We start from the raw sequence: 12,983 nt of genomic DNA, 5'->3' as shown, positions 1-12,983 counted from the left end.
CATCGTCGTCCGTGACGGACAGCGGTCGACGAGCCGAACGGAGCGGGGACATGGGGATGGTCAAGGTGAGCGGTACGGCGGCGCGGCGACGGCCGGTGTGGGGTACGGCGGGGGTGTTCCTGGCGGTCGCCTTCACGGCGTCCGGCGTGCTCGGCTCGGTGCAGCCGGCCCTCGGGGTGCCCACCGAGGTGGTGCAGCTGACCCAGTTCGGCCCGGCTGCCGGGGTGGCCGCGCTCGCCGTGTTCCAACGGGAGCGGGTCGCCCGGCTGTTGCGCGGAGACGGGCCGCGCGGGGCGGGGCGGGCCGGGGCGCTGCTCGGCGCGGCCGCGCTGATCATCGCGCTGGGTGTCCTCGCGTACGTCGTCCACCGGGGAGGCCCGGGCGGCACGTGGTTCACCCGCCCCGGCGCGCTCGATCACCCCTTCGCGCTGATCGTCGTGGCGCAGTCGATCGGCGCCTGCGGCGAGGAGATCGGCTGGCGCTGCCTCCTCCAGCCGCTGCTGCGCACCCGGTTCGGGGCGATCGCCTCCTCCGTCACGGTGGGCGTGCTGTGGGGCACCTGGCACGTGCAGGTCTTCGCTCAGCGGCCCGGGTACGCGGCTGCCTTCCTCGCCGCGACCATCGGGATGTCGGTGGTGCTCGGCCTGGTGCTCGACGGCACGGGCGGCGCCTACCGCCTGCTGCTCGCCGGCGGCTTCCACACCCTGGTCAACCTCGGGATGCTCCTCTTCCTGGACGAGGAGGCCGGCGGCGTCCTCGCGATGTCCTGCTTCGCGGCCTCCTCCGTGCTCGCGGCGGTGCTGTGCGCCGCACGGGCCGGGACGGACCGGGCACCGGCTACCCTGCACGGGACATGAGTTCGATCATCTCCCGCTCCCTGACCGCCGTCTGGCGGTGCCAGCTGGCGAGTCTCGCGGCCGTGGCGGTGTCCTTCGTCGGGGCGGGGGTCGTCGGATCCCTGCTGCTCCTGCCCGTCGGCCTCGGCCGGCGGGCCGTACCGGCCGCCGCGGCCGCGCTGCGGCGGCGCTCCGACCGCTCGCGCGAACGGGCCGACGGGTGGTCGGGGGTGCGGATCGGCCCGCCCGAACCCCTGCCCCTCCCCCGCCGGCCCCGCGCCGTCCTGGCCGCCGACGGCTTCTGGCGGGACCTGGCATGGGCCTGGCTGGAACCCCTGGTCGGCGGCCTGCTGGTCGCACTGCCCCTCGCCCTCGTCGAGTACGGGGCCTTCGGCGCGCTCGTGCAGCCCTTCGTCTGGCGCCTCCTCGGCGACGGCAACTGGTACGCCTTCGTCCCCGTGGACAGCACCCCCACCATGCTGGCGGCCCTCGCGCTCGGTCTCGCCCTCATGGCCCTGGGCGTCGCCCTCGCGCCCCGCGCCCTCCTGCTGCACGCCCGCTGGACCCGACTGCTCCTCTCCGGCCCGCGCGGCGCCGAACTAGAGCGCCGCATCGAGCAGTTGACCGACGGCCGGGCCGATGCGCTGGAGGCGCGGGCCGCCGAACTCCAGCGCATCGAAAGGGATCTGCACGACGGCGCCCAGGCCCGGCTCGTCGCCCTGGGCATGCGCCTCGACACCGCGACCCGGCTGCTGGAGCGGGACCCGGCGGCCGCCCGCGCCGAACTGGCCGAAGTGCGCGCGCTGTCGGCGCGGGCCCTGGACGACCTGCGCGACCTGGTCCGCGGGATCCAGCCGCCCGTGCTCACCGACCGCGGACTGGGCGACGCGCTGCGCTCCCTCGCGCTGGACAGCTTCCTCGACGTACGGGTCGAGGCCCGGCTGCCGGGCCGGCTCGCCGCGCCCGTGGAATCCGCGGCCTACTTCGCCGTCAACGAACTGCTGGCCAACGCGGCCAAGCACTCCGGCGCCGACCTCGTCCGGATCACCGTCGAACACCACGACTCCCGCATCCCGCTGCTGCGGGTCACCGTCACCGACGACGGGCACGGCGGCGCGGATCCCTCAAGGGGGACCGGGCTGCTGGGCGTGCGGAGGCGGTTGGCTACCTTCGACGGGACCCTCGCCCTGGAGAGCCCGCCGGGCGGTCCGACCACAGTGACGCTGGAGATTCCGTGCGCGTTGTCCTCGCCGAAGACCTCTTCCTCCTGAGGGACGGGCTGGAACGCACCCTCCGGGAGCACGGCTTCTCCATAGCGGCCTCGGTGGACAACGGCCCCTCCCTGCTGCGGGCCCTGCTGGAGGAGCGCCCCGACGTCGCCGTCGTCGACGTGCGCCTGCCGCCGACCTTCACCGACGAGGGGCTGCAGGCCGCCCTGGAGGCCCGCCGCCGGCTCCCCGGGCTGCCCGTCCTGGTGCTCTCCCAGTACGTCGACCAGCTCTACGCCAACGAGCTGCTGGCCGGCGACGAGGGAGGCGTCGGCTACCTGCTCAAGGACCGGGTCACCGACACCGGCCAGTTCGTCGACGCCGTGCGCCGGGTCGCGGCGGGCGGCACCGTCCTGGACCAGAAGGTGATCTCCCGGCTGCTCTCGCGCGGCGAGGCCCGGGGCACCATCGCGAGCCTGACCGCGCGGGAGCGGGACGTACTGGAGCTGATGGCCGAGGGCCGGTCCAACGCCGCGATCGCCCTCACGCTCCACTTCAGCGAGAGCGCCGTCGCCAAGCACACCGCGAGCATTTTCGCGAAGCTGCGGATCGCCCCCTGCGCGGAGGACAACCGGCGGGTGCTCGCCGTCCTCGCCTACCTCCGCCGCTGATCACGGGAGGTCGTCGGTCGGCGGGTCGGCCTCGTAGACGTGGGGCGTGTCGGAATCCCATTCCACCAGCTTCCCGCCGCCGAGGACCGCCTCGTCGGGGTCGGGCAGGCCGGCCCGCCGCAGGAACTCGATGACGTCCTCGTCCGAGCGGGCCACCCCGAGGGACTCCTCCCCGCCGGCGGTCCGCAGGGTCACCTGCCTGCCTCCCGACGGGAAGATCCGGTGCACGACAACGGGTGCGTGATGCATACCACCAGCCTCGCCCCGGCGGCCGGACCCGGCATCCCGGGCGCTCACGGGGTGCGGCCGACCGCCGGGACCGGGACGCGGAACGTCGAGGGGTCGGGATAGGTCGCCTGCTCGGCGTGCAGGACCTCCTCCAGCTCCGCCTTGAAGGAGGGGTCGAAGAGGTCGACGTCGAGGAGCAGCCGCAGCCCGCGCAGGGTCGGGTCGAGCAGCGGGCGGGCCATGCGGGAGCCTCCGCCGCGGATCGCGTCGAAGCCCCTCCGCACCGCCTCCGTCCTCCCGCCCACGCGGTCGTCGAGGCCCGCGGTGGCGTAGCCCGCGAGCACCGCGAGCTCGGCGAGGAACCGGCGGGCCCCGCGGGCCATCTCCTCGGCGCCCTGGAGCGTCTGCACCGGGCCGCCCGCCACGTTGAAGTCCTCGCTCGTCCGCTTGGGGCCGCGCGCCTCATGGACGGCGAGCGCCTCGTCGAAGAGCCGGCCCGCCTCGTCGACCGCTCTCATCGCCGCCACCAGCCGGTCGATGTCCATGTCCATGCCGTTCTCGCGCTCCACGCTGCCTCCTGGTTCGGACCCGTTGTGGACAGACCGTAGGAGGCAATGGCTCCGCTACGGAACACCCGTGCGGTTGCGAGATCTTCACGGTTCCCGACTCCCCACGCCCCCTTGCGAGTTGAGACAAGTGTTCTCGACAATGCGCATGACAACCGAAGGATCTTCGGTCGCATTTGTCCTCAGAGGGGAACCCCCACATGAACAAGCCTCTCGCCGGCGCCTTATTCTCCCTGCTCCTCGTGGGAGCGGCGGGCGCCCCGGCCGTGGCCGCACCGGCCGCACCGGCCGTCGCGGTCACCTACGCGGGTACCGTGGCACTCAGCAACTGTTCCGGCTCCGTCGTCCGCGCCCCCGCCTCCCAGCCGAACGACCCCGCGCTCGTCCTGTCCAACGGACACTGCCTGGAGACCGGCTTCCCGGCGGCCGGCGAGGTCGTCAAGGACCAGCCGTCCACCCGCTCCTTCTCCCTGCTCAACGCCTCCGGATCGAAGGTCGGGACGCTGCGGGCCAGCAAGATCTCGTACGCGACGATGACCGACACGGACGTGTCGATCTACCAGCTGACCAAGACGTACGCGCAGATCCAGAGCCAGTACGGCATCACCGCGCTCACCCTCAACGACGCCCGCCCCACGCAGGGTTCGTCCATCAAGGTGGTCTCGGGCTACTGGAAGCGCACCTACAGCTGCAACGTCGACGGCTTCGCCTACCGCCTCAAGGAGGGCGTGTGGACCTGGAAGGACTCGGTCCGCTACACCTCCTCCTGCAACACCATCGGCGGCACCTCCGGCTCACCGGTGATCGACACGACGACCGGCAAGGTCGTCGCCGTCAACAACACGGGCAACGAGGACGGCGGCCGGTGCACGGACAACAACCCGTGCGAGGTGGACGAGAGCGGCAACGTGACGGTCCGCCAGGGCATCAACTACGCCCAGGAGACCTACACCATCGTCCCCTGCATAGCCCCCGGTAACAAGATCGACCTGAGTCGCCCCGGCTGCGTCCTGCCGAAGCCGTAAGGCGTGTCCGCCGCCCGGCCCCCCAAGGCCGGGCGGCGGCCGCCGGACCGTACCGACCCGACCGCACCGGCCGAACCGGCCCCGGGCCGGGCCCCGGACAGGGATACTCGGACGCGTGGAACTGCTCATCGATCACCGCTGGCTGCTGGAGCGGCAGGAGGCGCTGTTCAAGGACGTGGCGGTGGCCGACCACTCCGCGCTGGTCGCCGCCGTGGCCCGGCACCGGGTGAACACGCCCAGCCTGGACGTGGACAGCCCCGACGCCTACTGGCGTGCGGCCGCCCTGCTCGACGCGATCGTCCTGCTGCGCCCGCTCCCCGACGCCAACGAGTACTTCGGCTACGGGGTCGCCGTGGCGTACATCGAGGCCTCCGGCCGGGCGGTGGAGGCCTCGTACGAGCAGTGGCGCGACCTCATCACCGACATCCGCATGCTCCGCGTGACGGTCTTCGACGTGGCCGACCGGCTGCGCTCCTGGCAGCCCTCGTAGCGCCGTGGCGCCTCAGCGCTTGCGCGGGGCGGGGGCGGTGCCCACCAGGAGCGCGTCGGAGACGAGCCGCGCGCCGCGGGCCAGGCGCCCCAGTTGTTCGAGCTCGACCGCGTACATCCTGATCGTGTTCTCTATGACGGACTCGGCGACGCCCATCATGGGCAGTTCGGCCCGGCTGGTCTGGAGGGCCACCCGGACGGCGCGCATCTCGTGCTGCAACTGGAGCTGCACGTGCCGCGCCAGGAGGGCGTGGTGACGGGTCAGGGTCAGGTAGCCGCCGTAGCGGGCCGGGAGCAGGTCCCGCAGCCAGCGCGTGGCCGTGCGTTCCCAGTCGTGTGTCCCGGGCGCCTTGACCTGCAAGGGCCAGTCGGGGCTGCGCGTGATGGTGGCCGTCTGGGGCATTCTCGTCACTTCCGAGGGTGTCGAACTCTGATCGAGACGTGCTGGTGGGCGGCCTCGGCCCAGGGGTTGACCGAGGCCGCCATGGGCGCTCAGCGGGATCCGAAAGCCTGGACTCGACGCGCGGCCGCGACGTGAGGAGGTTCGTCGTGCCGCGTGTGCGTTCGGGAGGACATGGGGTCGTCCTCCTTGGCATCTGGTGGATCCGGAGCGCCGCCGTCAGTAAACATATATACCGTCGAGTAAGCAAGCGCATGAAAAATTTCATGCACGCCGCAGGCTGAATATCTCCCCTGGGATACCGGGGGAAATCCGCCCTACAGGAAGAAACCGTGCTGGTCGGCGACCTGCTCGTAGTCCTCAAGGCGCGCCTGCGTCCGCTCGGGGTCGGCGTCGGCCATGGCTTGAAGCAGCGCCGCGGAGAGCATTCCGGGGGCCGCGTAGGAGTCGAAGACCAGCCGCGAACCGGTCCCCGCCGTCAGGGTCACGTCCGCCTCGTCCACGAGCGGTCCCAGCGTGGGATCCGTGATCAGGACGACGCGCAGCCCCGTGCTGCGGGCGGCCCGGAGGGCGGCCAGGGTCTCCTTGGCGTGCCGGGGCATGGCGAAGGCCAGGACCCAGGTCCCGCCGGCCGCCCTGGACTGGAGCAGGGCGTCGTAGGCGACGCTGCCGCCGCGGGTCACCAGCCGCACGTCGGGGTGGATGCGCCGGGCCGCGTACGCGAAGTACTCGGCCAGGGAGACCGAGATGCGCAGCCCGAGGACGGTCAGGGGCACCGAGGCGGCCAGCTCGCGACCGATGTCCAGGACCTGGTTGGTGTCGGCGAGCAGCCGGCGCACGTGCTCCAGGTTCTCGATCTCGGCGTCGACGGCGGCCTGGAGCTCGTTGCGGCGGATCTGCTCACGCGAGTCGGGGGATCCGGCGACGGCGCTCAGCGCGATCGGCTGGAGCACGTCGCGCAGGGCCGGGTAGCCGCTGAATCCGAGGGAGGCGGCGAAGCGGGTCACGGAGGGCTGGCTCACGCCGACCCGTTCGGCGAGCTCGGTGATCGAGAGGAACGCGGCCTCGGTGAGGTGGTCGATCAGGTACTGGGCGATGCGGCGCTGGCCCGGGGAAAGGCGGCGGCCGTCGAAGAGCGCGAGGAGCCGGTCGGCCGGGGGGCGGACCTCCTCGGACGACTGGCCGCTCGGCGTGATCGCAGCCGCCTGTGCGCGTGCCTGCTGACCCGATGACACCGGAGGGCCTCCTTCTCATGTCACTCGGGATCAAACATAGCTCACGCCCCGTGGCCGACGAAGATCAGTCCTGGGCGCGGGAGGTGACCGGGGCGTCGGTCTGGTCCCCGAGGAACTCGTACCAGCGGCGCTGGAGGCACAGGTAGCGGGTGTCCGCCTCGACGAGGTCGAGGAAGGAGCCGATGGTCTCGGTCAGCCGTTCCCCCAGGCCGTGGTCGGTGAGCGAGCCGTCCTCGCCGAAGGCGTGGTGGGCGCCCGCGAGGCTGAACATGTCGGGGTAGACCCGGGTCCCGAGGTGTTCGAGCGGGACGCGCAGGGCCCACAGGCCGCGGTTGCCGCCGACCATCGACGGCGAGGCCGAGACCAGCAGGGTCTGCTTGTCCTTGAAGGGCTGAGGGCGGACGCGCGAGACCCAGTCGATGGCGTTCTTCACCACGCCGGGGACGGAGGCGTTGTACTCGGGCGAGGCGATCACAAGCGCCTGGGCCGCCTCGATCCGCTCGCACAGGGCCAGCGCGCCCTTGGGCAGCCCCTCGTCGGCTTCGGTGTCCCCGTCGTACGGGGCCATGGGGAAGTCGCCGAGCGTCGCCGGGTCCGCGATCGCCCCGGCCCTGACCACCAGGCGCGCGACGAGCGCGGCCAGGCGGGCGTTGACGGAGCCGGTGCGGGAGGACCCGGACAGGACGAACACGCGCAGGGAGGAGCGGGCGTGCCCGCCGTCGTGCGGACGGGCCGGGTCCGCGGGGAAGGTCTCGTGGTCGGTCGGGTTCATACCGTCTCCTGGTGTCGGGACTGGGGTGCCGGCGGTTCATGCCGCGGGACCCGCACACGCCGGTGTGCGGGTCCCGTCCGGGCCGCCGGGGTCACTTCGCGGGGGGCTTCTCCCAGCGGTAGAACTCGTGGGCCATGGCGTCCTTCGGACTGCGCCAGGTCTCCGGGTTGTGCGGGCTGATGTAGGCGGTGAGCCGCTCGCTGAGGTCCCGGAACTCCGGGTGGTCGGTGACCTTCGCGATGGCGGGGCCGGGCGGCCGGTCCGACTCGATCAGGTGCATGTACACGTCGCCGAACTGGAAGAGGCTGCGGCGGGTGACGCCGACCAGGTGCGGGAGTTCGCCCGCGTCCGAGCTTGCGAAGAGTTTTGCGATGTCCGGGGCCGATTCCGGCGCCATCCGGGCGACGATGAGAGCGCGGTGCGGGGTGTGCATCCGGGTGCTTGCCTTTCGTTTCAGACGCGGCTGGCGGCGGGGGTGCGGTTCTCGCGTTCGCGCTGCTCGATCTTGTCGCGGATGAGCGCCATCTGGATCGGGGAGTTGCGGTTGATGTTGTCGGTCATCCACGCGTCGTCGACCGGCGCGTCCGGCTTCATCGCGAAGTCCTGGGTCCACTTCATCCGGGTGCCACCCGGCACCTTGAAGTACTGCCAGTGGATGTCCATGTGCGCGAACGGGCCGGTCTCCACGCGCCGGGCCCGGACCGTGAGGCTCTTGCGGTCCACGGTCCGCTCCGAGACCCAGCTCCACACCTTGCCGTTCTCGTCGGGGTGCATGGTGAGGCGGAAGCGGGTGGTGTCGCCCTGCTGGTCGAGGATCTCCAGCGACGAGTATTCGCTGAAGAGCTGCGGCCAGTTGGGGAGGTCGTTGGTCATCTCCCACACGACGTCCACGGGCGCGTTGACGGTGATCTCGTTCTCGGTGTGTCCTGGCATGTCACGCTCCGGTCATGAGGCTGTTGTTGACGAGGTCGAGGAACTCGCCGGGGGTCTTGCAGCGGTCGGCGTCGGTGGGCAGCGCCCGGCCGCGCCGGTTCTCCAGCTCCCCGACGATGCCGAGCAGGCCCAGCGAGTCGAGGCCGTAGTCGTCGAAGGCCGAGTCGGGGCGGCTCGCCAGCTCGCTCGGGTCGACGGTGATGCCGGCGGTCTTCATCAGGGCCGCCAGCTCCTCCAGGGTCAGTCGGTCGGACATGTGCTTCTCTCTTCCTACGAGGGGACCGTGCGGGTCCTGACTGTCCTGACGTGTCCCGCTACCGGGGCGCCGAGGCGCCCTTGCGCAGGACGAGCGCGGCGTTGGAGCCCATCCGGCCGCGGCTCAGCACGAGCGCGGTGCGCAGCTCCGCGGGACGGGCGTCGCCGGTCACCACGTCGAGGTCGTGGCACACGTCGAAGACGTTCGGAGTCGGCGGGACGGTGCCGTGCTCCAGTGCCAGGACCGCGGCCGCGGTGTCCAGGGCGGGCGCCGCGCAGTACGCCCTGCCGGTACCGGACTTGGGTGCCGTGACCGGCACCTTGTGCCCGTGTGTGCCGAGGGCGTCGGCGATGGCCGCCGCCTCCGCCGCGTCGGCCTCGGGCGTGCCCAGGGCGTCCGCGAAGACCACGTCTATCTCCTCGGGTGCGCAGCCGGCTTCCCGCAGGGCGCCCCGGATCGCGTGGGCCAGTCCCTCGCCCGCCGGGTCCGGCCGCTGCGTACCGCTGAAGGTCGCGGCGTGGCCGGCCAGTACGGCGCGTGCCGGGGCGCCGCGCCGGCGGGCCGCCGCCTCGTCCTCGACGACGAACATCGCGCCGCCCTCGGCGGGCACGAAACCGCAGGCCTTGGCGGTGAACGGCCGGTAGGCGCGCTCGGGGTCGTCCCGGGTGCTCAGGCCCTCGTACTCCAGCTGGCAGACGATGGAGTACGGGGCCAGGGGCGCCTCCGTCGCCCCGACCAGCATCGCCCGGCTGCCCTGGCGGATGGCCCGGACCGCGTGCGCGAAGGCGTCCAGCCCGCCCGCCTCGTCGCTGCACACGACACCGCAGGGGCCCTTGAGGCCGCGGCGGATGGAGATCTGGCCGGTGCTCGCGGCGTAGAACCAGGCGATGGACTGGTACGGGCCCACGTAGCGCGGTCCCTGGTCCCAGAGGTGCTGCAGCTCGCGCTGCCCGAACTCGCCGCCGCCGGACCCGGCCGCGGTGACGACGCCGAAGGAGAAGGGGTCGTCCGCGTAGTCGGCCTGCCCGAGGCGGGCGTCCTCCAGGGCGAGGTCGGCCGCGGCGAGCGCGTGGTGGGTGAAGCGGTCCGTCTGCACGAGGAAGCGGTCCTCGACCATGGCGCCGGGCTCGAAGCCCCGCACCTCGCCGGCGACCCGCAGCGGCAGGTGCTCGCAGCCCGCCCGGGTGACCCGGTCGAGCACGCTCAGGCCGGACCGGGTGGCCTTCCAGAAGGCTTCGGCGCCGACGCCGTTGGGCGCGACGACCCCGATGCCCGTGATGACCGTACGGCTGGTCACGAGACCTCCTCCTTCGGCCGGGTCATGACCACGGCGGACTGGAACCCGCCGAAGCCACTGCCGACCGAGAGCACGCTGCGCAGCTTGCGGCCGCGGGCGGTGCGGGGCACGTAGTCCAGATCGCATTCGGGGTCGGGCGTCTCGTAGTTCGCCGTCGGCGGTACGACCTGATGGGTCATGGCGAGCACGCAGGCCGCCAGTTCGATCGCCCCGATGGCGCCGAGGGAGTGACCCACCATGGACTTGATGGAGGTCATCGGCGTCTTGTAGGCGTGGTCGCCCAGGACCCGCTTGACCGCCGCCGTCTCGTGGCGGTCGTTCTGCTTGGTTCCCGAGCCGTGCGCGTTGACGTAGTCGATCTCGCCGGCGGTGGTCCGGGCCTGGTCCAGGGCAGTTTCGATGGCCCGGGCCATCTCCAGTCCCTCGGCGGTCAGCCCGGTCATGTGGTGGGCGTTGCCGAAGGTGGCGTAGCCGCCGATCTCGCAGTAGACGGTCGCACCGCGGGCGCGGGCGTGTTCCAGCTCTTCGAGTACGAGGACGGCGCCGCCTTCGCCGAGGACGAACCCGTCCCGGTCGGCGTCGAACGGCCGGGAGGCGTGGGCCGGGTCGTCGTTGTTCGGGGAAGTCGCCTTGATGGCGTCGAAACAGGCCACCGTGATCGGCGATATGGGTGAGTCCGAGGCGCCCGCGATGCACACGTCCATCCGGCCCTCGGCTATGGAGTGCACGGCGTACCCGATGGCGTCGAGTCCCGAGGTGCAGCCGGTGGACACGGTCTGCACCGGGCCGCGCGCTCCCGTCTGCTCCGCGACGGCGGAGGCGAGGGTGGCGGGCGTGAACGCCCGGTGCAGGTAGGGCCCGGCGAACTTGTGGTCCACGTCCCACCAGGCGCCGGACTGGCTCACGGAGACGTAGTCGTGCTCGAGGCGGGTGGTACCGCCGACGGCGGTGCCGAGGGAGACCCCGGTCCGCCAGGCCTCGTCCGTGGTGAGGTCGAGTCCGGCGTCGAGCAGCGCCTCGCGGGCGGCGACCAGGGCGAACTGGATGTACCGGTCCGCCCGGGCGGTGTCACCCGCGCCGAGGCCGTGCGCGGCGGGGTCGAAGTCGACCTCCGCGGCTATCCGCGAGCGGAAGCCGGCCGGGTCGAACAGGGTGATGCCGCGCGTCGCCGTGCGGCCGTTGGACAGCAGGTCCCAGAAGGCCGAGACGCCGATCCCGCCGGGTGCGACGACCCCGACTCCGGTGACGGCCACCCGGCGGCCGGTCACGAGACCGCTCCTGTGCGGTCCGGGGGCTGCGCCCACGCGGTGCTCTCCGGGTGCGGTGCCTCCTCGGTGTCGACGTGGCCGAGTTCGGGGCGCGGGGCGAGGGGGCCGAGGTGGAACACCATGCGGGCCTCGCTGTCGCCGATGTTGCGGAACCGGTGGCGCACGTTGAGCGGGACCAGCAGTCCCTGGTCGACGCGGAGCGGGTGGGACTCGCCGTCGAGGTCGACCTCCAGCCGGCCGGCGACCACGTACACGAACTCCTCGGAGTACGGGTGGTAGTGCTCGGCGATGGACTCCCCGGGCGCCATGATCGCCATGCCCATGAAGCCGCTGGTGGAGCCCACCGAGGTCGGCGTGAGCACGGCCCTGAGGTCGCCGCCGCGCCGACGGTTGGGCGGCGTCTCGCTGAGGTCGACGATGCGTGGGCGCTGTCTGGTCATGGCGGGTTCCTCCTGGCGTGTGGGGAGCCTGGACGGGGCTGGGGGTGGTGGGGGACTCAGAGGGGTCAGGACTGCGCGGGTGCCCGGCGGTCGGTGATCAGGTTCATGGTGTGGTGCGCGGCGTGGACGCGCTCGCCGTGCTCGGCCATCAGGCGTCCGAGCACCGCCGCCTTGCGCGGTCCGTGGACGCCGAAGGTCGTCTCGGGCTCGGCGTCGAACGGGCCGCGCACGTCGATCAGGCGGACGACGATGTCGTCGCGCTGGAAGATGGTGCTGCTCCGAACGGGGCTGGCGGGGCGGACGGCCGCGGCCTCGTCCTGGCGGGCCAGGAACCTGGCGAGCGCGGTGCCGCAGCCGGGCTTGGCCGGGTAGAACAGCGCGTGCCGCTCGACGTCGGCGGATTCCGGTTCCGGCGCGGCGATGTGGTGGACCGCCGGGACCGCGGCGCGCATGAAGAACATCCGTGCGGATTCGGGGTCGTTGAGGTCCCGGTCCTGTTCAAGGTGGGGGTTGATGGCCTCTTCGACGGCGCGCACCTCGGGTTGTTCGGAGACGTGCCGCAGGGCCGCCATCAGGTCGCCCTGGACCTCCACGGTCCGTACGACGCGGTTGCCGTGCATGAAGAGCGAGGTGCGGCACAGCCGGGTGTGGTCGTCGACGCGGGCCGCCGGGGAGGCGTAGCTGGAGAGGATGGAGGCGACCTGCTTCTCGCTGCCCGGTTTGACGGTGAAGGTGAGGGCGTGGCGGACGATGCCCGCGCCAAGCCGGGGCACGGGCTGGAGCCGTGCGCCGGCCGGCCGCGCCGCCTGGTCGTAGCCGCGTCCGGTCTCGCGCAGGACGGTGAACTTGAGCGGGCGCATGGCGCGGGCACAGGCACCCAGCGGCTTGACCTGTTCCGCGTGGTGCTCGCTGTTGACCCAGGCGAGGTACTGCGGGGCGCTCTCCCACTCGCTGGTGATGAGCCACTGCGAGGGGTTCTCGAAGGACTGGCACAACTGGTCGCTGATGTGGCCGGGGATCGACGCGATCTCGTTGCGGAGCTTTTCGTACGCCTCGAAGAACTGCTGCTGGGTTCCCTCGTGGAGGTCCATCAGCAGGACGACCCGGAGCATGGAGCCGTCGAAGGCTGACTGCGACACCCGTTCGGACAGGGTGGTTGTCATCTACTCACTCCTTCATGAGGGGGTGGAGATCCATCGCGTACGGACCCCTCGTCCGTCACCGGTGGCGTCCGCCCTGGCCGTCGGCCGTTTCGGTCGGAACGGCGGGGCCGGCGCATCTGGGGGGAGCCGCTGTCGCTCATCGTCATCTGGGTGGGCAGGTACCGCTACATGTCCGCATCAAGCGGGTGACAACGGG

Annotated in this window: 17 protein-coding genes; 5 read left to right on the top strand and 12 right to left on the bottom strand. The window is 72.1% G+C overall.

The window, feature by feature from the left end; genetic code table 11:
- Positions 1 to 50 precede the first annotated feature (50 nt).
- The 3 genes from ACGFYU_RS00165 to ACGFYU_RS00155 are packed head-to-tail and all read left to right on the top strand — an operon-like array spanning position 51 to position 2,715.
- Entirely contained in the window at positions 51 to 857 is an 807-nt protein-coding gene (locus tag ACGFYU_RS00165) for a CPBP family intramembrane glutamic endopeptidase (protein ID WP_393824945.1), read from the top strand.
- Positions 854 to 2,107, top strand: coding sequence for a sensor histidine kinase (locus ACGFYU_RS00160; RefSeq protein WP_393824944.1), 1,254 nt, complete (start codon positions 854 to 856; stop codon positions 2,105 to 2,107). Before ACGFYU_RS00165 ends, ACGFYU_RS00160 begins: the two co-directional genes overlap by 4 nt.
- A complete protein-coding gene (locus tag ACGFYU_RS00155; RefSeq protein WP_393824943.1) occupies positions 2,071 to 2,715 on the top strand; it encodes a response regulator in 645 nt (214 codons plus the stop codon). Before ACGFYU_RS00160 ends, ACGFYU_RS00155 begins: the two co-directional genes overlap by 37 nt.
- On the opposite strand, the gene ACGFYU_RS00150 is transcribed toward ACGFYU_RS00155, so the two are convergent.
- Positions 2,716 to 2,964, bottom strand: a complete 249-nt coding sequence (locus ACGFYU_RS00150; protein ID WP_393824942.1) for a hypothetical protein — start codon at positions 2,962 to 2,964, stop codon at positions 2,716 to 2,718.
- A 44-nt stretch (positions 2,965 to 3,008) separates the two neighbouring features.
- Positions 3,009 to 3,512, bottom strand: coding sequence for a hypothetical protein (locus ACGFYU_RS00145; RefSeq protein ID WP_393824941.1), 504 nt, complete (start codon positions 3,510 to 3,512; stop codon positions 3,009 to 3,011).
- A gap of 197 nt (positions 3,513 to 3,709) precedes the next feature.
- On the opposite strand from ACGFYU_RS00145, the gene ACGFYU_RS00140 reads away from it, so the two are divergent.
- Together ACGFYU_RS00140 and ACGFYU_RS00135 are read left to right on the top strand one after the other, a co-directional pair.
- Entirely contained in the window at positions 3,710 to 4,534 is an 825-nt protein-coding gene (locus tag ACGFYU_RS00140) for a serine protease (protein ID WP_393824940.1), read from the top strand.
- A 115-nt stretch (positions 4,535 to 4,649) separates the two neighbouring features.
- Positions 4,650 to 5,024, top strand: a complete 375-nt coding sequence (locus tag ACGFYU_RS00135) for a toxin Doc (protein ID WP_393824939.1) — start codon at positions 4,650 to 4,652, stop codon at positions 5,022 to 5,024.
- 12 nt (positions 5,025 to 5,036) lie between these two features.
- Here ACGFYU_RS00135 and ACGFYU_RS00130 read toward each other — a convergent pair whose 3' ends face one another.
- The 10 genes from ACGFYU_RS00130 to ACGFYU_RS00085 all read right to left on the bottom strand — a co-directional run bounded on the left by ACGFYU_RS00130 (position 5,037) and on the right by ACGFYU_RS00085 (position 12,787).
- Entirely contained in the window at positions 5,037 to 5,426 is a 390-nt protein-coding gene (locus ACGFYU_RS00130) for a hypothetical protein (protein WP_393824938.1), read from the bottom strand.
- A 314-nt stretch (positions 5,427 to 5,740) separates the two neighbouring features.
- Positions 5,741 to 6,658 carry a MurR/RpiR family transcriptional regulator gene (locus ACGFYU_RS00125; protein ID WP_393824937.1) on the bottom strand — a complete coding sequence of 306 codons (918 nt, stop codon included), beginning with the start codon at positions 6,656 to 6,658 and terminating at the stop codon, positions 5,741 to 5,743.
- Between the two features lie 64 nt (positions 6,659 to 6,722).
- Positions 6,723 to 7,430, bottom strand: a complete 708-nt coding sequence (locus ACGFYU_RS00120; protein WP_393824936.1) for an NADPH-dependent FMN reductase — start codon at positions 7,428 to 7,430, stop codon at positions 6,723 to 6,725.
- A 91-nt stretch (positions 7,431 to 7,521) separates the two neighbouring features.
- Positions 7,522 to 7,863 carry a TcmI family type II polyketide cyclase gene (locus tag ACGFYU_RS00115; protein ID WP_382637286.1) on the bottom strand — a complete coding sequence of 114 codons (342 nt, stop codon included), beginning with the start codon at positions 7,861 to 7,863 and terminating at the stop codon, positions 7,522 to 7,524.
- A gap of 20 nt (positions 7,864 to 7,883) precedes the next feature.
- Complete coding sequence (locus ACGFYU_RS00110; RefSeq protein ID WP_393824935.1) at positions 7,884 to 8,363, bottom strand: SRPBCC family protein; 480 nt, start codon at positions 8,361 to 8,363, stop codon at positions 7,884 to 7,886.
- A 1-nt stretch (position 8,364) separates the two neighbouring features.
- Entirely contained in the window at positions 8,365 to 8,619 is a 255-nt protein-coding gene (locus ACGFYU_RS00105) for an acyl carrier protein (protein WP_393824934.1), read from the bottom strand.
- Positions 8,620 to 8,677: 58 nt separating this feature from the next.
- On the bottom strand, positions 8,678 to 9,916 hold the full coding sequence (locus ACGFYU_RS00100) for a beta-ketoacyl synthase N-terminal-like domain-containing protein (protein WP_393824933.1): 1,239 nt from the start codon (positions 9,914 to 9,916) through the stop codon (positions 8,678 to 8,680).
- Positions 9,913 to 11,184: a beta-ketoacyl-[acyl-carrier-protein] synthase family protein gene (locus tag ACGFYU_RS00095; protein WP_393824932.1), complete on the bottom strand. Its 1,272-nt coding sequence runs from the start codon at positions 11,182 to 11,184 to the stop codon at positions 9,913 to 9,915. The genes ACGFYU_RS00100 and ACGFYU_RS00095 overlap by 4 nt, the downstream gene beginning before the upstream one ends.
- Positions 11,181 to 11,624 (bottom strand): cupin domain-containing protein, encoded by a 444-nt coding sequence (locus ACGFYU_RS00090; RefSeq protein WP_393824931.1) that lies wholly within the window; start codon positions 11,622 to 11,624, stop codon positions 11,181 to 11,183. The genes ACGFYU_RS00095 and ACGFYU_RS00090 overlap by 4 nt, the downstream gene beginning before the upstream one ends.
- 65 nt (positions 11,625 to 11,689) lie before the next feature.
- Entirely contained in the window at positions 11,690 to 12,787 is a 1,098-nt protein-coding gene (locus ACGFYU_RS00085; RefSeq protein WP_393824930.1) for a SchA/CurD-like domain-containing protein, read from the bottom strand.
- Positions 12,788 to 12,983: the final 196 nt, after the last annotated feature.

The sequence above is a fragment of the Streptomyces sp. NPDC048337 genome (assembly GCF_043201175.1).
In the GTDB taxonomy this organism is placed as follows: domain Bacteria; phylum Actinomycetota; class Actinomycetes; order Streptomycetales; family Streptomycetaceae; genus Streptomyces.
This window is presented reverse-complemented; position numbering and strand designations above follow the sequence as displayed.